Source organism: Leptospira noguchii serovar Panama str. CZ214 (assembly GCF_000306255.2).
Taxonomy (GTDB): Bacteria; Spirochaetota; Leptospiria; order Leptospirales; family Leptospiraceae; genus Leptospira; species Leptospira noguchii.
In genome coordinates, this window is the sequence record NZ_AKWY02000021.1 from 176,969 (window position 1) to 198,389 (window position 21,421).

Consider the following 21,421-nt stretch of genomic DNA (forward strand, 5'->3'; position numbering starts at 1 on the left):
CGTACACAACCGTCCAATTCGAAAATGGACTGTTTAAATTCTCAAACTAATTTCTCTTTTTGCTTGTCAATTCGCGCAAATCGATCGAAATCTGTTTTTCAAACGATGAAATTCTATTTTTGGCTTCTTCCCATTCTGATTTCCATTCTAAGATGCGCCACTTACTCCACATCCAATTACTCTCAATTCGAACAAGAAAAACTCGTAAATCTAAGCGGTGTGTCTTCCAACAAACTCAGTCTTTTGACCGCACGATATTTAAAAAGTAATGATCTATATGATAAGTTCAAAGAATCTCCGTTAGTTGTTATCTACGACTTAGATTATGAATTGATGGCAAACAAATCCAGAAATCTTACATACTATCTTTCCGAACTTTGTTATTTTACCGGAAATTCATTGGATATGGAGGACCCACAGTTTGCAAAGATGTATGCTTCCGCTTTGGTCTATTCATATACCTATTTGTTCGATAAAAAGGCGACTCCTTCGCCTGATCCTTTTTCCGCAGAATTTAGATTCGCTTTGTTTACCTATAATCGTTCTCTTGCTCAACTTGTCCGATTTGCAAAAAAAAATCGCAAACTAACTAACGTCACAGACCTAAGTCTTCCTCTAATTCGAGGAACCTTACAGATGTTAGGTGCTGAAGTGGAAACCGCTTGGAGACCTCAAAATTTTCTACAGATAGAAGTCGCTTACGACTATCGCGTCAAAGGATTTTCCAATCAGATCAGCAAGTATGGAATCGGAACCCCCGTAATACTCAACCGTAAATTTCCGGAAAACGAACCTCAAGAAAGAACCAAATACGAATTTATCAACGGAGTCGGACAAGCCTATCCCGCCACCGCCTTTGTAAGTTTAGAAGAATCGTATCTTGAAAATAAGGATCTTCTAAACTTGCCGGCAAAAATTCACGTCTATGATCCTGTTTTTCGAGATCGTATTACGTTAGACGGAATTAGTCTTCCGATGGAAAGTGATACTACTACCCCTCTTGCTTATATGCTAAAGATAGCGCAGCAAAGGGACAGTTTATTAGCAATTTTTGATGGAGAGACGAGTATGTCCAGAAAGGGACTTTATCTCGTATATCCTTATCACAAGGATAAAATACCGGTTATATTTATTCACGGTCTTGCCTCTTCTCCTTTTATTTGGTTTCCCATGATCAACGAACTTCTTTCCGATCCCGAAATTAAGTCAAAATACCAATTCTGGGTCTATTGGTATCCTACCATAAATCCAATCCCTCTGAACGCAGCAGACTTTAGAGATACGTTATATGATTTGAGAAAGATTTACGATCCTAAAAACGAACATAAAAGTTTTGACCAAACCGTTTTGATAGGCCATAGTATGGGAGGATTGATCGCAAAACTCTCAGTAACACGAAGTAATAAAGAACAATGGTTAAATGCAGCCGAAATTCCAAATTCGGTATTTGATACGATGAGCGAAGAAATTAAAAAGGAAATTAGAAGACTTTTCGATTTTGAACCAGTCCCATTTGTAAAAAGAGTCATTTTTATAGCGACCCCACACAAGGGTTCTAACTTGGCAGAAGGAATCTTAGGGTCAATCGCCAGGTTTCTTTTTATCATCCCCAAAGAAGTAACTAAAAAATTCGAGGAAGGTTATAAGTATTTAAGTGCAGACTACAAGAAAAAAGATATAGTTCCAAAAGTGTATGGAGTGGATGGACTGGCTCCTAAAAGTCTCTTTATGAAAGTAACCGGCCATTATAAACCAGAAGTAAAATTTCACTCTATCATAGGAAATTCCAAGTTAGTAGACTTGGATTGGATCAGCGATACAGTGGTACCGTATGAAAGTTCCCATTTAGAAAATCCGGAATCGGAAATGTTGATTCAATCCGAACATTCAGTCCAAACCCATCTTCCTACTTTTTTAGAAGTAAAAAGAATTTTAAAGGAACATGTTTTACATTAAAAAAGTCGAATCCGTGGGAACTACTGAGTTTTACAAATCATTCTAACTAACGTGAGTTCGACGTAAGAAAATTGGGGCGAATAATAAACTCAGGTGCAACGACTCCCTGAACGCCGACCCGTTCACTGAGTTTCCCGGGTCGTCGTCGCAGCTCGCAAATTTCATAGTTAAAATGGCTCACGACCTGTCGAGCGCCAATAGAAGAGTTAACGCGACCCATAGGAAAGCCATAACCTTTACCCACAAGTTGAATAGGATTTTAGAATCAAAATCGAACTCAGCAAAACGCTTTCCTAAGGGTCGCGTTTGAAACTCAACACAACGCTCTCTATGAATCGCGTTTTAGGCTCAAAAACACACATTTTTCAAGTGTTCCGACAAGAATGAGTCTTTTTACTTGCAAAAAGTATGTTTTTCTGATAGAGAAAAATCTTCCGAACTTCTCCACCTGAATTGCGACCCATGGGAAGCAATTCATTGAGTTACCCCCCACCCAAAACGTGGGAAAACTCAGCAGAACGCTCTCGACGGATCGCAGCATAATAATCGCTTTCGCATTTGTTATGCCGAACTCACGTTAACTAAAACCCAAATGATTTTTAATAGAATTGTTGAAAAAATTTATATCTACAAACAATTTGACTCATTCGTTTTAATGGAAAAATAAAATTAATTTTTCAATAACTCTAATACAACGTAAACAGGATATAAGGAATTCATTTTTTTGAAAAAAGTTGAGATCTGAACCTTATTGATCAATTTTTAAATTGTGAGAACTCATACAAAAAGTAAAAATTTGTAATGTAACTTAATTTGTAGGAGCTACTGTAAATAACGATTTTACGAACCAATTCTAAAATTGTAGAAACTCACTTTTTGAAAAACACTTCCTTACGTCGAATTCACGTTAGTTAACTACAACGTATTTTAAAATACAAATCCATAAAAAAAAATCCGTAGAACGGAAAAATTAAATATTTATTATTTAGAATATTATTTTTTTCTTAATTCTTCTGCTTTGTCGATGCTTTTCTGGCGATTTTCCAACAAGGCCTTTTCCACCATCAATCTGGCTTCCTCAAAACCTTTTTCATCCAAATTTCTAGGAATATAAATCGGTTCTCCGTAAGACACTACAAAGGTGGTAAATGGTTTTGGAACTCTATGTTTGTCCCAGGTTTTTTCGGCAATCCATTGGCGGGTACACTCGTAATGGAATGAAACGATAGGAGCCTGGGAAACCTGAGCAGCAGCAATCAAACCTGGCTGCACCACAAGCGCAGGACCTCTAGGGCCGTCGGGAGTAATCGCCGCAGGAAGATTTTTTTTAAGATGAACAATCATTGCCTTTAAAGCCTTAGAACCACCTTTGGAAGAACTTCCTCGAATACTACAGTTACCAAATCTATGAACAACTTGATTGATAAAGTCTCCGTCTTTAGATTCCGAAATGAGAACTGCCATCTTCTCATTTCGATTGAGATAAGGAGAATATAAAACGTTTGTATGCCAGCCAGAAAGTATGTAAGGTTTTTTTTCTTTACGAATTTTGCGAAGGCTTTCGTCTCCGATATTGATTCTGCGAGAAGTCAACCCGATCAATTTTTGTAAATTGACCACAAGAAACGGAATCAGCCATATTAAGAACTTTCTTTTAAAAGATCGTTTTTCGTCTTTATGAGAATCAGAATTTTCTTCCATGTTAAGCACGAGAATTTTTTAAATTCGAAAATTCATCATCTCTTTTTCAGAGTTAAATACTATCGAAGGTTATACACTAAAAAAATTTTTAGACTGTAAGTAAAAAACAAATCTATATTTCGGTTCTAAATCATTTTCTTTTTAACAAAAAAAGAGAGGGTGGCAAAAGAAAACTGTGATTCTCTAAATAATTTCCGGGTAAATATTCTATTTGGGTCCCGAAAATGTCGCCAAACAGAACTCAGTTTTGAGACACATTATAAATTCGTTTTTTTTATCCGCCAAGTTTTTAGAATCGATCTTAAAAATAACCTATATTAATTATTAAAACCGTAACATGCGGTTTTTTAAATCTGTCACTTATAATATAAGAAGTAAAATTGAAAGAATTCAAAAATTCTGTAGACTTAACATTGGAACTAGATTACAAAGTTCGAAACAAAAATAGGTCATAAACAATGGAATCCAATTTACTAACAACTGTATTTCTTCCTATCGCGTTAGGCATCATCATGCTCGGAATGGGAATGGGGCTTACGATAGAAGACTTCAAAAGAATTTTCGTTCTACCAAAGGCCGTTATCACCGGACTTATTTTGCAGCTATTCCTTTTACCTTTGGCCGGATGGTTGATTGCAAACGTTTTTAAACTTCCGAGCGAACTATCGGTAGGGCTTATGTTACTTGCAATTTGTCCCGGAGGAGCTACTTCCAATCTGATCACTCACTTAGCTAAAGGAGACGTGGCGCTTTCCATAACATTAACCGCAATTACTAGTTGTATCACGGTTCTTTCAATTCCTTTTCTACTCAATATGTCTATGCACCATTTTTTAGGGTCTGGACAAATGATCGAACTGAATATTCCTCAAACCATATTACAAATTTTTATGATCACCATATTACCGGTATCCATTGGGATGATTTTAAACTCTAAAAAACCGGAACTCTCCCACAAATTCGAAAAAGTCGTAAAAGTTCTTTCAGGAATTTTTTTAATAATGATTATCTTAGGTGCAATCGTTCGTGAAAGACAAAATATAATTCCATATTTTATCCAAGTTGGTCCGGCTTCTTTGGCGTTAAACCTAATTACTATGTTCTTAGGTTATCTGGGAGCAACCTTGATGAAGGTCACTCATCCACAAAGAACTTCAATTACGATAGAAGTAGGAATTCAAAACGGAACCTTAGGGATCACAATCGCAAGTGCAATTTTGAACAACCCTACAATGGCAATTCCATCAGCGATTTACAGTTTGATCATGTTCGCCACGGGAGCAATTTTTTCCGCTTGGACAAATAAAAGTTCTAACTGAAATTTTTAAAAAGAGCTTATTCCAAAACCTCAAAGAATTTTATGCGATAGTTCTTTAGAAGTTTTTAATAAATTAGAATTTTTGAAAAATGAATCTCCATCTGTTTTATGGAAACGGTCGATTGAAGAAGTTTTGTTAATTTGAATTAACACGAAAGGGATCGATTCGAAAAAACTCAGCGTCTCACTTCTATGGTCGCTCAAAAAACTCAGCGTCTCACTTCTATGGTCGCTCAAAAAACTCAGCGTCTCACTTCTATGGTCGCTCGACAGGTTTGACAAGCTCAAAGTCTTTTCTACCTATCAGAATGGGCTATGTTAAAACCAAAGTTTTAAATTTATAACTTCAGTCACTTTATGATCGTGACAAAAAGATCATCCTTGAATAAAAAAATAATTAGAATATTATAAAATAATAATTATATTAACAAATCCTATCAACTAGGAAAAACAGATTGGACCGAAACTGCGGTCACGATCAGATTTTTTACGTCCATTAATGTGATAGGCTTCTTGTGAAAGGAAAGTTAAGCGACACCAAACTTGTAGGAATCGTATTCGGAATTTCTAGTTTTTTTAGATTTTAGAAACCGTGAAAACACAAACGAAACCAGAGAGTATAGTTTAGGTCAAATTAGAACCGTTTTACACTGGTTATCGGAAGAGACCAAAAACACTTTTAATATACAAGTGACATTTTTTAAACCGTAAACATTCCTTCTTTTTAAGTAACTGTTACTTAAAAATACAAAAAGTAAAAGAAAAAATCTGGAAATCGGAAACCAATTGACCAAAAAAGAAAAATCTTTCTAAAAATCCCTTAAGAATCAGAGATGGATTTATGGAAGTCTCCGAATCCAAATGGAAACCGTTTTTAGGAACCTGTATCGTACTGACGGGAGCGATTTTTTTTTCCGCAAAAGCGATCTTTGTAAAATTGATTTATCGATACGATATTGATTCGATTACTGCGCTCACGCTGAGAATGTTATTTGCGATCCCGTTTTTTGCCTGGATCGCCTTTCGTTCTAAAAATACAAAAACCTCTACAAGTCTCACAAAAAAAGATTGGGGATTCATTTTCTTTTTAGGATTTTATCTCGCAAGTCTATTTGACTTTATAGGTTTGGAATATATCTCCGCGGGTTTAGAAAGGCTTACGTTATTTGTATATCCCACGATCGTTTTGATCATCGGTTCGTTTTTGTTCAAAAGAAAAATTAAAAAAGCGGAAGTGTTCGCAATTTCTTTGACGTATTCCGGAATCTTAGTCGCATTTATAGGAGATATCCAAACCGAAGGACCGAACGCAACCAAGGGAGTTTTGTTCGTACTTGCATCCGCAATTTCTTATTCCTTATATTTGGTAGGAAGCGAATCTTTGATTCCTAAACTCGGTTCCGTTCGATTTACTTCCTATCTCATGCTTATTTCTGGTTTGATTGTAGTGATCCATTTTTTCATTGTTCGAAATCCAAGTTCTCTGATCCAACCGCCTAACGTGTATTTATACGGTCTGGCATTAGGAATTTTAACGACTGTAATTCCGGCTTATCTGACTACCGAAGGAATTCGAATGATAGGTTCTGGAAGAGCGGCGATCATAGGTTCAACAGGACCAATTTCTACAATTTTACTCGCGTGGCTTTTTTTAGGAGAATCAATTACTTCTTCAGGAATTGCTGGTACAATTCTCGTCTTAATTGGAGTCCTTTGGATCGGTAGAAAAAAAACGGACTTGAAAAACAGCTAGACTTGTTGATCATCTAAAAATCAAGACTACCGCTTAACGTGAGTTAAGTGTAAGAGTTCCATAATTCATTTTTTCTGAAGTTGGAATCTGAACTTTACAGATCGATTCCTAAATTGTAGTAACTCATACTGTTTAAAAATTTGTAATGTGACTTAAAATGTGGGAACTACCAAAAATCAGGGTTTACTTAAGAACTAGATAATTTTGTAAATTTTGGGACAAGCTCAAAGTAAATTGTGATCTTTCATAGAACTGTATAAGGTTTGAATCGTTACTTTTAAGATCGCTGCGATCGGAACCGCAATCAACATTCCTACAAGTCCTAAAGCAGTCCCTCCCACTGTAACCGCACCTACGACCACAATGGGATGTAAAGAAACGGAACCAGAAATCACGATCGGCTGAATCAGAAAATTATCTATTACTTGAGCTATCGCTACCACGATCAAAATTGAGGTCAAAAGTTCCGTAGTTCCATCCCCACCAATCACAAGAGCAAAAAACAAAGGAGGAATCGCTCCCATAATCGGACCAAGATACGGAACCGAATTAGCGACTCCTAAAAACAAACCGAAGATATAAAAATACGGAAGCCCTATAAAATAAAATCCAATACCGGACACTACACAAATGATCGCACCTTGAATCATTAAACTTTTGAGATAATTTGTAAGTTGTTCATTGATCTTATACGTAACCATCAAAGTCATTTCAAAATAACGATTCGGAATCAAAGAGATCATACTTTTATACATTCCATTTCCATTTAGTAAGAACAAAAAAGCAAACAAAGGAGTGATGATCAAATAACCAATCAAAGTCGGAATATAAGATACAAATGCCTTCACTTGTTCGTGCATCAACTCTGCGATTTTTTTAATGAGTTCGTCAGGACGAATCGTTTCGTTCCAACTCGATGGGAATTCGTTAAACTGTAAATTGACGGTTACGGTTAAATACTTGAACTTTGCGTCGTCCAGATCCTGTTTCCAATTTTTCAAAAGAGGATTTAAAGTAGAAACAATCGGAGGGGCAATCGAGTTGATGAAAAAATAAATCGGAACACTGATTGCAAACATTAAAATCGCAATGGAAAGAATCCTAGGAATTCCTAAACTTTCTAAGTTATTGATTGTTCCGTTAAATGCATAAAAAATCAAAAGAGCCATTACGATCGGAACCGCAAGTAAATGAAGCCCCCAAAGAGAAACAACAATCGTAAAAATAACGATCAGAAAAAAACTAGTCCGGATAAAATATTCGGAAAGTTCTCTTCTTTCTCCCTCACGCATTCTTTTGTTTTCCCCGGAAATACGCCTTTTCCAAAAGTCCGTTGGTTCTATGTAATCTTTCCACGATCACGGTAGATAAGCTCATTAGAATTTCGATTCCGATCCTAGGTTTTGTTTCTATAATTTCTTTAAGATCCGGTTGAAAAAAACCAAGCAGAGTCGTCTTTTCAAGAGCGATCGCACTCGCAGTTCTTCTTTCTTCCGTAAAAAGAGAAAGTTCTCCAAAAAAAGCGTGTCTATCCAAATGAGCCAGATCCAATTCAATTCCATCCCGAACGGAACGAATTACTACCGAACCTTCATAAACTAGATAAAAACCGGCTCCCACTTCTCCTTGTCTAAATACGGTGTCCCCTTCTTGATATTCTCGAACGTGAATCATCCTGGCGATTTCGATCAAGGTTCTCTTTTTCATCCTTCCAAAAACAGAAGTTTCCCTTAGAAATCGAATGATCTCCTGATTATTCGCTTCCTTACGAAGAAATAATTTTTTCCAGATAGGAAGATCAAGAGCCTTCAAAAAATTATTTCTCCTCTTCTAGTTTCATCGTAAAGATCAAAATTGTAAGACCGATCGTTACACAAGAATCGGCTACGTTAAACGCGGGCCATCTAGAAAACAAAAGAAAATCAGGCCAATCAAAATCTAAAAAGTCTACGACTCCGATATACTCTCCCATATTGGGTTGAAAACCAAAACGAAATCCAGTACCTGGAATTTTTACAAAAAATTTATCCAAGAAATTTCCAAAAGCTCCCGCCATCACCAAATTCCATCCCCAAGGATTTCCTAAATCGTGATTTTTCCATCTATAACCAATCAGAAACACGATTGCAATTCCAGTAGCAATCAAAGAAGGAATCGCGTTATCCTGAAACGCGCCGAACACAAAACCGGTGTTAAACGTAAGAGTCATTCTAAAAAAACTTCCGAGCACTTCCAGATAACGGTGAGGTTGAAAGTAAAGAATGACTAAAAACTTAGTCACAAGATCCAATACGATTCCTAAAAAAATAACTCCCAAGTAAATAGGGCGATAAACGTCTAAAAATCTTTTTTCAAAATATTTCACAAAGAGGTTCCTTTCTTTTTAAGTTTGTTTTTCCAAAATGAATAGATAAGTATCAGCCCAAAAACCGCCGAAGATGTAAAAAATCCCCAGCTTTGAATTTCCATTCCTTTTTCGAGATAATCATTTCCAAAATGAATTCCTGCAATTAAGAATCCAGAATATAAAATCTGATGTCCCAAAATGTACATCTTCCGAGTATGCCTTTCGACTTCCCGGAGTTGAATTCCCTGCTTTCCTCGATTGATGTTCTGGAGTACTTTATAAAATTCTCCTGGAATGGAAAGTGTATTGCCTAAAAGATTTTTATCTTCGTTTAACAAAAGAAACTCCAGTCCGCCTTCTTTTCCGGAGGCGACGTTCCGGAACGGTTTTTCTCCGTAGTCTAAAACGGTTCGATAAGGATCCAAAATCGAGGTAATGCCTACCAATAAACCCAGGACGCGTTCTAAGAAAATGAAATTTTCAGGAATCTGAATCATTCTAAAAATTTCTTTCAAACTAGAATTGATCTCTTTTAAAAAAAGTTGATCTTCTCGAGTGTGAATTTGGCCCAGTGAAAGATTTCGAAAGTAATCCGTATCCGCTACAAACCTTCCTAATTTCTCCAAAGAATAACGAACCACTTCTTCTAGTTTATCTCTATCCGCAGAAGCAGACAAAGCTCCCATTTCTTCCAGACCGTCTACTACCCCAAAGTAATCTTTGGCAATCGCACATAAAAAGATTTTTTTAAGAGCATACACTCCTCCAGAATTCATCTCTCCCACTGCTCCGAAATCTAAGAAACAAAGTTTTTCTTCCGGTGTGTAGATTAGATTTCCTGGATGTGGATCCGCGTGATAAAAACGATACTGAAAGATCATCAAAACGTAAGCGCGGACCAAAAGTTCTACCGGCCTAGACTTTGCCTGACCTTTTAATACCGGGGCCGCTCTTGTAATCTTGACCCCTTCTATAAATTCAGTTACTAAAACACTTTTCCCAGAAAATTGACGAATGACTTTTGGAAATATATAGTCTGGTTCTTCTATAAAAAATTGTCTCATCCTATCGTAAGAATCCGCTTCCAGTTTCAGATCCGTTTCCCTTGTAACCAGACTAGTAATCTCATCGTGAATTTTCTTATATTCAAAACGAAATAGATATCGATTGATCCTTTTTAAAAAAGAACGAATGTTTTTGAGATCGTTTGCGATCAACGTTTCGATTCCTGGATACAAAACCTTTACCGCAACTTTTTGACCACCTATCGAAGCTACATGAACCTGAGCCGTAGAAGCACTTGCTTCTGGAACGTTGGAGATATTTGGAAAAACTTTTGTAATTTCTTTTCCAAATTCTGAGCGAAACCTTTCTTCTATTTCCGAAAACGGATGAGGAGGAACTCTGTCTTGAAGATCCTGCAGAGATTCTGTAAACGAGTCCGGAAAAATATGAGAAAGGTTCCCTAAGTATTGACCGAGTTTAATATAAACTCCACCCATGGATAAAAAGAAACGACGACAATCTTCGCCTAACGTACGAAAGAACTTTTCGTGAGCACCCGTATCTCTATAAGAAGGAAAGAAAATTTTTCCTAATTTAAAAAACCAGAATATACTCCAAATTTTTTTCCAGACAAAAGAATTAGCGTTCCAAAATCTCCAGGAACTACTGTGTAACTTGTAGGATAGAGTTTCCTGAGGTTCGCTGCTGGTTCCGGTTACGAGCATGGTGAAACTTCTAAACCTCTAGGATTCTTTTTTCGGCTTTTCTCCGGATCGTATCCAATAGGGTGAGAATTTGAAGATTCTCTTCTATATCCCCTGTAATTGAAGAAGGTTTTCCAGACAAATGTCGGAAAATAGAATCATATAAATTAAGAAACGGATTTGAGCCTGCGGAAGATTTTTCGGAAATTGAAACCGGAGTCAAACTTTTAAATCCTTTGTATTTTCGGGAAGGTTTGGATTTCCAAAAACGAACCTCGTCATTCCCAACTAAAAAACGTGCGTTTTCTGTTTGAATATCTAGTTCGAATTGAAAATAATTTCTCATTCCTCCTGCTTCTAAAAATACTGTTTCTCCTTGGGGATAAGTCATAAACGCCAAAGCCTGCTCTTCTACGTTAGAATGACGGTAAGATCTTAAAACAGAAACGACTCTGTCTGGCATTCCCAAATACCAGATCAATAAATCTACTGCGTGAGTTCCGTCATGAAAAAGCGGACCGGTTTTATCTAAAACCGCACGGCCTGGATCTCTTGCAGATGTAAGAACGGAGGCCCGTATGGTTCGTACCGGACCAAATGTTTTTTCTTGGATCCATTTGCGGACCTGGATATAAAGTGGATGGTACCTTCTTTCATGATTTACCCATAGACCCGTTTTTGTTTTTTTACAAAGTTTTGCTAGTTTGCGCGCAAGAGGAAGAGAATGACAAACCGGTTTTTCTACTAGCAAACGCCTGAATCCAAAATCGATCGCCGTCTTTGCAAGTTCGTAGTGTGTTTCAGACGGGGTCGCGATAATGACGAGACAGGAAGCAAGGTCGATTTTTGTAAGAGAAGAATTTTTGCCTGTGAATTCTATTTTAAATGTTTCCCGATTTAAACTCTGGGAGTTCCTACTTTTTGAATCGAGGGCTGCGTCGAAAGAACGAAAAAGATTCTTGTCGGAATTCAACGTATTTTTCTCGGAGTGGAGTGAAACTTTCGTTCTCAGGTTTGACGAAGTTCCGACTTTTTTGGAAGAATCCCTTTGGAATTCCGATTCAAATCCGAACGACCATTCCTGAATGTCGGAAAAACATTTGTTTTTTGGAATATTCCAATCTTTGCAGAATGTGTTTCGTCGTTCTTCTGACGGGTCAATCGCTCCTAAGAGGAAGAATTTTTTTCTTCCCCAAGGAGAAAAAATCGTTCCAGCATGCGTGCAGGGATGATTTCGAAGCGGATCTTTTTCGAGGAGAGAAGCGATTCTTCCGAGACCTATGAGTAAAACTGGAATCATAAGTTGAACAAACCATTTCCCGGATTCTATCCAGAATCAAGAGTTATTTTGACTTGAACAGGCCGGATTTTAAAGCGATTCCTTGGATGATGTTTGATACATCGAGGGAAATCATCACACGGTGACTCCAGCCCCACTAGCACCCAAAGACTTGTAGGGAAACTCTTTCTTACCATTCAAAAATATTTGGAAAAACATCCGTCGGGAAAACAAGAGATCTGATCTCCCATGGACGTAATTTTAGAAGAAGAATGCAACCGGATTTTATATTTATAAGAAATTCAAGTTCAAGATTGGATCAATGTAGTAATAGAAATCGTTACAAGAGATATTGTAGAAAAAAAGCAATCTATGGAACTCTGGCTGTATTTCCAGAATTACAATGTATTAGAATTGTTGAAAATTCCATAGTAAAACTGCTTCATATCCATTTCAATGTAACAAAACAGATGGAGATTCATTTTTCAACAACTCTATTGAAATATTTTTTGCGAGAATGGACTTATTATCTTCATTCTTCTATGGATCCTTCTCCATCCAAAGCAAAGTCAAAATTTTTAAAATATTTGGGCCTTATCCTGGAGTTCGATTTCCAAATGAAACCTTTTTAAAAAACGGATATAAAATTTAGATCTAAACTTTGAAACTGTGGGAACTATTACAAATCAAGATTTCACGGTTCAACTTCGAAACTGTGGGAACTATTACAAATCAAGATTTCACGGTTCAACTTTAAAAATGTGGGAACTATTACAAATCAAGATTTTACGGTTCAACTTCGAAAATGTGGGAACTATTACAAATCAAGATTTTACGGTTCAACTTTGAAACTGTGGGAACTATTACAAATCAAGATTTCACGGTTCAACTTTAAAAATGTGGGAACTATTACAAATACATTGAACTTATATTAAAATTATTTTTTCTAATTCATTTATGATTCGACCAAGGCGAAACCTTTTCCAATTGAGAACTGAGACGAAATAAAATATCTTCTCTTCTTCTAGCCGCAGTAAACAAAATACCCAAAGGAAGTTGATCGTTCGTCTGACCCAAAGGAATTGAAACCGAAGGTTGTCCGGTAAGATTTGCAAGTTGAGTAAACGGAGTTCTGGAAAGACTTTTTTCGACGAGTTCATCCACGAGCCCGGAAGCGAGTAGAATTTTCCCTAAACCTAAATGGCCAACTATTTGCATCGTAATCTTTTCGCCTAACTTTGGTTCTAGTTCACCAATTTTAGAAGGAGGCATTGCCGTCGTAGGAGTTAAATAAACGTCGTAGGTTTCATGAAAGATTTCCATTGCAAGAGCGGCCTTGTCCCATTCCTGTAAATTACGAACAAACTCACCCGCAGAAATAGTTCTACCTAAAAGGCCTAAGATCCAAGTAACAGGTTCAACGTCGCTCATCCTAACCTTACGTCCAAGTATCGTTTCTAGGTTCTTTAACTGGGCAGCAACCTCACCGAAATACATCGTGATAAAAGCTCTTCCGATCGCCTTACCATCAATAGGTGCATCCTTTTCTTCTACCTTATGACCGAGAGAATGTAATAGTTTTGCGGTTTGAATTACAGACTCCACACAATCCGGATGCACTGAAGTCCCGATCGGAGACTGAGTGGAAAAAGCAATCTTGAGTTTTCCTGGAGGTTTTTTAATCTCGGAAAGATAATTCATCTTCATTTCCTCAAAAGAAAAAGCTCCCGATTTTTCAATTCCGCATAACGTATCTAAAAAAGCTGCGCTATCTCTAACAGATCTAGAAAGAACGTGATCCACAGAAGCACCCTGCCAAAACCTACCAAAATTAGGACCAACTGGAGTTCGCCCTCGGGTCGGTTTCAAACCGAACAAACCACAGTAACCAGCAGGAATTCGGATCGATCCCCCACCGTCAGAAGCGGTTGCAACCGGAACCATACCAGAAGCAACCGCGGCCGCAGAACCTCCAGAAGATCCTCCCGGAGTTCTATCTAAATTCCAAGGATTTCGGGTCGGACCGTATAACTTAGGTTCTGTGATTCCCATAAGAGCAAATTCAGGAACGTTCGTTTGTCCTAAAAAAATGGTTCCTGATTTACGAAGCCTTTTTACAAATTCAGAATCTTGGGGCGAAACATAATTTCGAAACGCTTTAGAACCGCAGGTCAAAGGGGCGCCTTCAATTGCGTGAATTATATTTTTTACAAGAATAGGAACTCCTCTAAAAGGACCGTCTGGAAGTTTGGACTTTGAAGTTTTTTTTGCTTCTTCGTAAAAACGAGTAATTACAGCGTTGAGCCTGGGATTTATGGATTCAATTCTTTGGATGGCAGATTCGACGAGCTCAATAGGATGAACTAATTTTTTGCGGACCAAAGCAGCCAGTCCCATAGCGTCGTAATATGTATATTCCGAAATAGGTTGAGGCATAGAAGACTCCAAATACAATTTAGGAACCTCAAAAAGAAAAGAGGGTCAAGATAAAAAGGGCGTTTTAAGATTCCTGTAAAAAACAAGTTCCCAAAATGTGGATATATACGTCGCAAAAAATTCGATTCAATTGTTATACGAGTATCTTACGATGATTTCCAAAATTCATAACATTCCCTACTTTTTTTTAATGGTTCCGTTTTTTCTATTGGCTGATCCGATTTTGGACAACGAGTTTCTAAGATCCGTTCAAGAAGGAGACCCTAAAAAAACACAACTTTTAATCCAGGCGGGAGCATCTGTAGACGCAACCGATTCCAGAGGAAAAACCGCTTTGATGCTTGCAGATCATAAACCAGAAGTAGCCGAGGTTCTTATCCGCGCCGGAGCAAACGTAAACGCTCAGGATAAAGACGGGAATTCCGTATTGATGGAAAGTTTATCCGGACTTTTAGACGTAAAAGTATTAGATATAGACGATCTCGCTGTTCCCAAACGATTGATCGAATCCGGAGCCAAGTTAGAATACATTTCTAAAATCAGCGAGACCAAAACTGTTTCAATATCGATTCTAAACGTGGCCATTCGTCGTGGAAATTTTGTGTTGGTACAGTTTTTAGTGGATAATCACGCGGATGTAAACTTTGACAAAGGAAGTCCGGAAGAATTTCCACTCTTTCTTGCATGTGGAGCCGGTTCTTCCGCGGCTAATTTTACAATCGTAGAATTTCTTTTAAAAAACAACGCGAAACCAGATTACACAAGTCGTCTTCAGGATAAAAACCAAGACGGCAAACAAATCCAAGTGGGAGTTGACAATGCTCTTCATTTTCTTTCGGAAGAATCCAATATAGATCCAAGAATTCCGGAACTTCTAATAAAAAGTGGAACGAACTTAAATCATAGAAATGCGGAAGGGATTACACCTCTATTGAAGTCCATACTGAAAAAGAGAGTTTCTTTATCCGAAAAATTACTCGAGCTCGGAGCCGATCCGAGTATTGCGGACATTCAGGGAAGAACTCCATTGGAAGAAGTAAGAAAACAAAAATTGACCGACTTAGAAACCTTGATTCTGAAAAAAATTGGAATAAACGAGAAAACTTCTCAATAGTTTTTAAAAAGAATTTTTATAAAACCCTAATATCATTTAACGTGAGTTCGCCGTAAGAAAATTAGGGCGAATAATAAACTCAATGCAACGAAACTCCCTACCATAACCTTACCCACAAGTTGAATAGGATTTTAGAATCAGAAGGCTCAAAAACACACATTTTTCAAGTGTTCCGACAAGAATGAGTCTTTTTACTTGCAAAAAGTATGTTTTTCTGATAGAGAAAAGTCTTCCGAACTTCTCCACCTCCGTCCCCACCCAAAAATAAGGGGGGGAACTTAGTTTTACAGAGGATTTGTCGTAATTCCCACAGATTTAATATTGAGATCCAAATACTTGTGGGTAAGGTTATGACTCCCTACGGGTCGTCGTCGCAGCTCGCAAATTTCATAGTTAAAATGGCTCACGACCTAAAACGCGATCCTTAGAGAGCGTTTTACTGAGTTCTTTTCGCTCCAATTCCTTCGGAATTTTTCAAACTCAATGCTGCTCACTATGGATCGCAGCATAATAATCGCTTTCGCATTGGATTATACCGCATCTACCTGAAACTGACACCTTGAGATAAACATTTAAGTCTCAATTTGATAGAGATGAATCAGTTTCCACAGAAATCATCACATTCTATGATTTAACAAATCTTTAGCATTATAGTTTTTGTAATAGTTCCCACAATTTTGTGAAATGAAAGCACTCTCTATTTGTACTTGGGAGTTTTTTGAGACAGCTCTTGATAAAGATTTTCTAAAAGGTATTTTAAAATAAAAAATCCATTCTAAACTGTAGGAACTATTACAAATCGTGGATTTACCAGTTAAACTTTGAAACTGTAGGAACTATTACAAATCGTGGATTTACCAGTTAAACTTTGAAACTGTGGGAACTATTACAAATCGTGGATTTACCAGTTAAACTTTGAAACTGTGGGAACTATTACAAATCGTGGATTTACCAGTTAAACTTTGAAACTGTGGGAACTATTACAAATCGTGGATTTACCAGTTAAACTTTGAAACTGTGGGAACTATTACATTTTATAAAAAATTGATTCTAACTTTTTAAACAGAACAAATACAAATTATTTTAAAGTTTCAACACTTAGATTCTTAACGTTCACTTTCAAAATTTTTGATTTTATTTTCATATATTCCCATTGAACCGTAAATTCTTCCTCATAGTTTCCAAGTAATCATGCCATTGAAATTCCCGTGATGAATTGGTGGAATCGTCTGTTCATGGTTGATAGCTTCTAAACCGTTGTAAAGTTTCATAGGATTGTCCACCTTTCCATTGAAATAAAAATTTACAAACTTAGATCTGTTCATAACGCCTAAATCGGGAATCGGATTTTTACTTTGATTCGAAACTTTTATTTTAAATTTAATCGAAGTCTTGTTTGAATTCAATTCATACTTAAAAAAAGATACAGAGTTTTCAACGGAAATTGAATCATGCATTGTAGAACAAGATACATTCAAAATCATAAATAAAACCCAAACCGAACAAATCCAAAAAGAATCAATTCGATAAAAAATTTGCATCTAATCTTCTCTACCACCTATCCAACAACAAAAAAGCTATCAATCTTATATTTAGATATTATAAAAATCTAAAATAACCCATTCACACCGTTAATCGTTACGGTTTTGATAACTTCTTTGTCTTTTTCGGATTCTGCCACCTTCCAATTGATACCAGACGAAGTGGACAAAAGACTTCTACCAACACAACTACGATTTAGAGCGGAGCCCACTCCGCCAATTCTAGCAATAAAAATATCGTATTCGGAAGAAAGTTTAACATAGTGTTCCAAATCCTGAGCGTGAGTAGAATCGGCCTCTAAAGTAAAATCAACGTGAAAAAGTAAATTTACGTTTTGAGATTTTAATTCTTTCAAACGATCCATATTCTGGATTTCTTTTCCAACCACGATCCCAAAACGAAAACCTCCCATAATAAAAATCGTTTCCGAATCTCCAGCAGAGACGAAATTTTCTTCCGAAAAAAGTTCCCGTTTATCATACCAGTCTACGATCATCAAGTCTTGAACAATCGGAACACCGATTCTCAGAATTCCAGAAGAATCTTTCCTAAACATGGAACCGCCGATAATGATACCTTTATAATATTCAGAAATTTGCAATATCTCGTCGGATAGAATTTTGGATTGATCAGAAAGATTTTCGGGAGAAGAATGCAAATCGTAAAACGGAAAAAATTCCGGTAAAAGTAAAAAGTCAGACTTTTCCTTGGAAAGTTTTGACTTCTGTTCGTTCGAAACGGGACGATTGATATGTTTTTGAAAAAGTGTGACCTTTGCGGATACCAAAATAAAATCCGCCTTTTAGTCTTCTAAAATAGAAGGGTCAATACCTAAAGAATCCGAATCTAGTTTTTCGGCAGTTTCCATAGACTCGCCCCCAGTTCCGGCCACTCCTAAGTCCGATTCTCCAGAAGAAGGTTGCTCCGTTTTGATTCCAAATTCCTTTTCCATTTCTTCCGGAGAAAGTTCAGTCACACCTCCAAACAAATCTCCGTTTTCAAGACGGCCAGCAAACGCAATTGCAAAACAATACGATTCCATAATACATTGTTTGATCGGTTTTTTATTTAACCTTCTCTTAGATTCCATCATGTCCAAGGTTATAATATCTTCCATGTTGGTTACGATTTCTTTTTTGGATTTCATATCCGCGATGAGTTTTTCCAAAATTTCCGCGGTCTTTTCCACAAATTCTTTAACGGTAACTCGAACATTTCTAGACTGCTGACTTCTTTTTGTCTCTAAAGCAGTGGTTTTTTTAGAAGCCTCGATATAATTGGCTCCTGGATTTTTAAGATGATTCTTTAGTTCTTTATAATATTGATCATAAATTCGAAACTGTTCGATCGAAGCTCTGGTAGTTTCATAGTGATCGATCATTTTCTCTCGATAATCCACCTTGGCCCCGTTTACGATCGTAGGTTTTATATCTATCTTTTTAGTAGTCATCACAAAAGAATATTCTGTGTCGAATTCTTTAAAGAAAAGCCAGGTTAAAAACGCCTTATCTGCGGAAGGAATTACTTCATATTCTCCCCTTGGATCGTGTTTTTTACGAAGTTGGTCCAAAGGAAGCATCCTCATCAATTTCAAACCATATTTGAGTTCTTTACTGAGAGAATCCTCAGAATTAGTTTCTTCTTTTTTTTCTTCTTCTTCTGTGGGAACATTTTCTTCTGGAGTTGCACCTCCGGAAATTTCATCTAATTCTTCTCCTTGTTGTCTATGACCCGGTTTTTCTTCTGGAAGAATTCCCAAAACTGCTTCCATTGAATTACTTAAGAGAGGAATATTTTTATTTTCGTTTCTAAGAACCACAAGATAAAATTTTTCGAATAGAGTGCCAAATAGATAATCGAACTCTTGGAGAGCACGTTTTTTCTTAGTGTTATAAATGGTGGTAGGTTTTCCTTCTAATTTTTCCAGAGCAGAATATCCTAAATTGATAGCCTTAACATAACTCCCCTGAAACGGATAAACATAGTATAATTTTCTAAAAATGGAATACAATGGATCTTTGACTCTAGAAATCGAAACAGGCAAATCAGGAGCAGCGTTATGCGGTTCTATTATTTGATTTACTTCTTCGTTGTCGTAAATCTTATGCATTCTTCCTAAAAGTTCGATATAAATCGGGTTCTGAGCATCTAGTTCTTTAGCGATTTTACCGGCATAAGCAGGATTTCCAAGTATATCGTTTCCAACAAAATTCAATTCTAAGAGAGATTTTTTACCGGAAAGATTAAACTCGGATAAAAAGGAAGGTAATAAATCAGAAGAAGAAAATCCTGTAACCCTACCCATCCAACATTTCAATCGAACAGAAAGACGATTGATAAAGTTTCCCATTTCGTCTTCGATCGCTTTTCTGTCTTTAGGGCCTGAACCTTTAGAAACCGATCCACCTTTTGTAGAAGAAACTCCGGAACGTCCAGATCCACCACCTTTTCCACCTGCTTGACTTCTCTGCCCTTGTCGAATGTTAGGTTGTCTACCAGACGTAGATTCCTCTTTTTTAGGATCCTTTTCACTGACAACTTTTCCACCGGCAGATTGGAATTTATTAAACATTTCTTTTCTGGCTTTATCATCCAGATTATTAACACCGATAGAACGTTTTGTTTTATCAAACTCTGCCATATTCAATCCTTGCGTCTTAGTTCAAATTTACAGTTCTAAGAAATAAATCAAGAAAGTTACTACTTCATTTTACTTCTTGACAGACCTTTCTTCCAGGTGTTTTTTCGATCTGATGCTAATCCGAAGCGAGATACGAGAGAATCATATCGTTCTTACGGTTCTTGAAGATATTCTCATGGATAACTCTAGGGATTTTCATTCCGAATTTGAAGAATCTATGAAAGCCGGAAATCCTGAAATCATCAGCTTTTTTTTAGGAAAGGTTAAATTCATAGATTCCTCAGGGATTGGCACCATTATTAAAGTAAGAAATCAAATCCGCGAAAAAAACGGAATCGTAAATATTTTCGGCCTGAATAAATCCCTAAATTCGGTGTTTCGGTTATCCGGTTTAGACAAAATTGTGAACCTTTATACCAGCGAAGAATTTCTAAGTAAGTATCCTATTTTTCAAGAGTTTGTGGATCAAAATTACAGATGAAACATACATTCAAATTTTCCTTTTTAATTTTTATCTTTTGGTTCGTTCAGTGTTCCTGGGTTCAGGAAAGAAATTCTTTCTTTTGGCCAACCAATCGAAATCTAATTTATAATTCCGAAGAAATAGCCTATTTTCACATTTCACCTTCCAAAGTGGAACTATTCGAAACCCTAATCGCACCCGGACCTTTCACCCATCCTACCCAACTCACTCCTGAGCAATGGAAGGATCTTTTAGGAAATTTAAAGTATATTAAAAAATCCTCACTTGGTTTTTTTACCGATTACACATTTTCGGATGGAGAATTAGAAAACATAGCGAGAGATCTACCTTATGTTTTAAAATCTCTGCCAGAAAATAAAATACTCGTATTAATTTCAAAATACGATGACGTTCAGTCTGTCATATCCTTAGAAGAAAGAACCACCGCACTCATTTGGGGAGAAAAGGATAAGATCAATTTGGTTTTTGGTAAAATCAAAAGAGAAATTGTAGATAAGTCGGTCGGATTGGACTTTGCGCTCTGGACTGATATAAAAGCAATCAGCCTCGCTCACATATCCGATGGCACTGAGATAGCAGACAACGGAACTGTACAATTTCAAACGGTTCGAAATATTCTGAACCGAAAATGGGTAATTTTTAATTCGGAGCAACTGGATCAATATAAATTTAAACCTAGAAAAAGAAACGAAACACGCAAACTTACAGACGAAAACGATCGCCCAGGCGGTTAACTTTTTGTTAAACGACATCGATTCTTACATTTTTTATAAAACTCTACAATAAGTTTTTAGATTTCTTAAAATTTTGTTCTCTTATTGAGATTTATTTCAAAATTCATCATATTCTATTTTATAGAAATCTGTTAGAACCAAATAGCGTCTCATTCAAATGAGAAAGTTTCTTCTACAAAATCTTAAAAAATAGTCATACAATCAAATTTTTATAGTAAACCTTCGTTTTACGGATGACTTTTACAAAAATGAAATAAATTAACGTAAAAGATTCGTTTTATAAAAACTTAATTTTTCCATAAAAAATAAATGTTTAAAAATTTGTAATGCAACTTAATCTGTGGGAACTCTCACAAATAAAATTAAGCCGAGTTTAAAACACTGAAAATGAAATTATAAACCTATAA

Annotated in this window: 15 protein-coding genes and 1 pseudogene; 6 read left to right on the plus strand and 10 right to left on the minus strand. The window is 36.6% G+C overall.

Going from position 1 to position 21,421, the window contains the following annotated elements; translation table 11 throughout:
* Positions 1–105 precede the first annotated feature (105 nt).
* The gene (locus LEP1GSC059_RS11125) at positions 106–1,956 is read left to right on the plus strand and encodes an esterase/lipase family protein (RefSeq protein ID WP_036057509.1); all 1,851 of its coding nucleotides are present in this window, start codon (positions 106–108) and stop codon (positions 1,954–1,956) included.
* Between the two features lie 993 nt (positions 1,957–2,949).
* On the opposite strand, the gene LEP1GSC059_RS11130 is transcribed toward LEP1GSC059_RS11125, so the two are convergent.
* Positions 2,950–3,657, minus strand: coding sequence for a lysophospholipid acyltransferase family protein (locus LEP1GSC059_RS11130; protein WP_020980818.1), 708 nt, complete (start codon positions 3,655–3,657; stop codon positions 2,950–2,952).
* 458 nt (positions 3,658–4,115) lie between these two features.
* On the opposite strand from LEP1GSC059_RS11130, the gene LEP1GSC059_RS11135 reads away from it, so the two are divergent.
* Both LEP1GSC059_RS11135 and LEP1GSC059_RS11140 read left to right on the plus strand, forming a co-directional pair.
* On the plus strand, positions 4,116–4,976 hold the full coding sequence (locus LEP1GSC059_RS11135; RefSeq protein ID WP_017215752.1) for a bile acid:sodium symporter family protein: 861 nt from the start codon (positions 4,116–4,118) through the stop codon (positions 4,974–4,976).
* 840 nt (positions 4,977–5,816) lie between these two features.
* Entirely contained in the window at positions 5,817–6,728 is a 912-nt protein-coding gene (locus tag LEP1GSC059_RS11140; protein ID WP_020980774.1) for a DMT family transporter, read from the plus strand.
* Positions 6,729–6,952: 224 nt separating this feature from the next.
* Here the strand turns inward: LEP1GSC059_RS11140 and LEP1GSC059_RS11145 are convergent, their stop codons facing one another.
* The 6 genes from LEP1GSC059_RS11145 to LEP1GSC059_RS11175 all read right to left on the minus strand — a co-directional run bounded on the left by LEP1GSC059_RS11145 (position 6,953) and on the right by LEP1GSC059_RS11175 (position 14,499).
* Positions 6,953–8,020, minus strand: coding sequence for an AI-2E family transporter (locus LEP1GSC059_RS11145; RefSeq protein ID WP_002177135.1), 1,068 nt, complete (start codon positions 8,018–8,020; stop codon positions 6,953–6,955).
* Complete coding sequence (locus tag LEP1GSC059_RS11150) at positions 8,013–8,540, minus strand: cyclic nucleotide-binding domain-containing protein (protein WP_002177153.1); 528 nt, start codon at positions 8,538–8,540, stop codon at positions 8,013–8,015. The genes LEP1GSC059_RS11145 and LEP1GSC059_RS11150 overlap by 8 nt, the downstream gene beginning before the upstream one ends.
* Before the next feature lie 4 nt (positions 8,541–8,544).
* Positions 8,545–9,093 (minus strand): lipoprotein signal peptidase, encoded by a 549-nt coding sequence (locus tag LEP1GSC059_RS11155; protein ID WP_002177136.1) that lies wholly within the window; start codon positions 9,091–9,093, stop codon positions 8,545–8,547.
* The gene (locus LEP1GSC059_RS11160) at positions 9,090–10,805 is read right to left on the minus strand and encodes an ABC1 kinase family protein (RefSeq protein WP_017215755.1); all 1,716 of its coding nucleotides are present in this window, start codon (positions 10,803–10,805) and stop codon (positions 9,090–9,092) included. Before LEP1GSC059_RS11160 ends, LEP1GSC059_RS11155 begins: the two co-directional genes overlap by 4 nt.
* A gap of 10 nt (positions 10,806–10,815) precedes the next feature.
* Positions 10,816–12,084: a Gfo/Idh/MocA family protein gene (locus LEP1GSC059_RS11165; protein ID WP_017215756.1), complete on the minus strand. Its 1,269-nt coding sequence runs from the start codon at positions 12,082–12,084 to the stop codon at positions 10,816–10,818.
* 930 nt (positions 12,085–13,014) lie between these two features.
* Positions 13,015–14,499, minus strand: a complete 1,485-nt coding sequence (locus LEP1GSC059_RS11175) for an amidase (protein ID WP_017215759.1) — start codon at positions 14,497–14,499, stop codon at positions 13,015–13,017.
* Between the two features lie 151 nt (positions 14,500–14,650).
* Between LEP1GSC059_RS11175 and LEP1GSC059_RS11180 the strand changes: the two genes are divergently transcribed.
* Positions 14,651–15,613 (plus strand): ankyrin repeat domain-containing protein, encoded by a 963-nt coding sequence (locus LEP1GSC059_RS11180; RefSeq protein ID WP_020980796.1) that lies wholly within the window; start codon positions 14,651–14,653, stop codon positions 15,611–15,613.
* A 1,078-nt stretch (positions 15,614–16,691) separates the two neighbouring features.
* Here the strand turns inward: LEP1GSC059_RS11180 and LEP1GSC059_RS21905 are convergent.
* From LEP1GSC059_RS21905 to LEP1GSC059_RS11195, 3 genes and pseudogenes are all read right to left on the minus strand, one after another.
* A pseudogene (locus tag LEP1GSC059_RS21905) lies at positions 16,692–17,070 on the minus strand (hypothetical protein).
* A gap of 152 nt (positions 17,071–17,222) precedes the next feature.
* Positions 17,223–17,942 (minus strand): carbon-nitrogen hydrolase family protein, encoded by a 720-nt coding sequence (locus tag LEP1GSC059_RS11190; protein ID WP_017215762.1) that lies wholly within the window; start codon positions 17,940–17,942, stop codon positions 17,223–17,225.
* A 15-nt stretch (positions 17,943–17,957) separates the two neighbouring features.
* Positions 17,958–19,796, minus strand: coding sequence for a hypothetical protein (locus LEP1GSC059_RS11195; protein WP_002177232.1), 1,839 nt, complete (start codon positions 19,794–19,796; stop codon positions 17,958–17,960).
* Positions 19,797–19,908: 112 nt separating this feature from the next.
* Here LEP1GSC059_RS11195 and LEP1GSC059_RS11200 point away from each other — a divergent pair, with 112 nt between their 5' ends.
* Together LEP1GSC059_RS11200 and LEP1GSC059_RS11205 are read left to right on the plus strand one after the other, a co-directional pair.
* Positions 19,909–20,277, plus strand: coding sequence for an STAS domain-containing protein (locus tag LEP1GSC059_RS11200; protein ID WP_002177154.1), 369 nt, complete (start codon positions 19,909–19,911; stop codon positions 20,275–20,277).
* Positions 20,274–21,014 carry an LA_1326/LA_4305 family lipoprotein gene (locus LEP1GSC059_RS11205; protein WP_017215764.1) on the plus strand — a complete coding sequence of 247 codons (741 nt, stop codon included), beginning with the start codon at positions 20,274–20,276 and terminating at the stop codon, positions 21,012–21,014. The genes LEP1GSC059_RS11200 and LEP1GSC059_RS11205 overlap by 4 nt, the downstream gene beginning before the upstream one ends.
* Positions 21,015–21,421 lie beyond the last annotated feature (407 nt).

Bases quoted from the DNA above. Each gene is read 5' to 3' on its own strand.
- LEP1GSC059_RS11125 (WP_036057509.1), top strand. From the start codon at position 106: ATGAAATTCTATTTTTGGCTTCTTCCCATTCTGATTTCCATTCTAAGA.
- LEP1GSC059_RS11130 (WP_020980818.1), bottom strand. From the start codon at position 3,657: ATGGAAGAAAATTCTGATTCTCATAAAGACGAAAAACGATCTTTTAAA.
- LEP1GSC059_RS11135 (WP_017215752.1), top strand. From the start codon at position 4,116: ATGGAATCCAATTTACTAACAACTGTATTTCTTCCTATCGCGTTAGGC.
- LEP1GSC059_RS11140 (WP_020980774.1), top strand. From the start codon at position 5,817: ATGGAAGTCTCCGAATCCAAATGGAAACCGTTTTTAGGAACCTGTATC.
- LEP1GSC059_RS11145 (WP_002177135.1), bottom strand. From the start codon at position 8,020: ATGCGTGAGGGAGAAAGAAGAGAACTTTCCGAATATTTTATCCGGACT.
- LEP1GSC059_RS11160 (WP_017215755.1), bottom strand. From the start codon at position 10,805: ATGCTCGTAACCGGAACCAGCAGCGAACCTCAGGAAACTCTATCCTAC.
- LEP1GSC059_RS11165 (WP_017215756.1), bottom strand. From the start codon at position 12,084: ATGATTCCAGTTTTACTCATAGGTCTCGGAAGAATCGCTTCTCTCCTC.
- LEP1GSC059_RS11175 (WP_017215759.1), bottom strand. From the start codon at position 14,499: ATGCCTCAACCTATTTCGGAATATACATATTACGACGCTATGGGACTG.
- LEP1GSC059_RS11180 (WP_020980796.1), top strand. From the start codon at position 14,651: ATGATTTCCAAAATTCATAACATTCCCTACTTTTTTTTAATGGTTCCG.
- LEP1GSC059_RS11195 (WP_002177232.1), bottom strand. From the start codon at position 19,796: ATGGCAGAGTTTGATAAAACAAAACGTTCTATCGGTGTTAATAATCTG.
- LEP1GSC059_RS11200 (WP_002177154.1), top strand. From the start codon at position 19,909: ATGCTAATCCGAAGCGAGATACGAGAGAATCATATCGTTCTTACGGTT.
- LEP1GSC059_RS11205 (WP_017215764.1), top strand. From the start codon at position 20,274: ATGAAACATACATTCAAATTTTCCTTTTTAATTTTTATCTTTTGGTTC.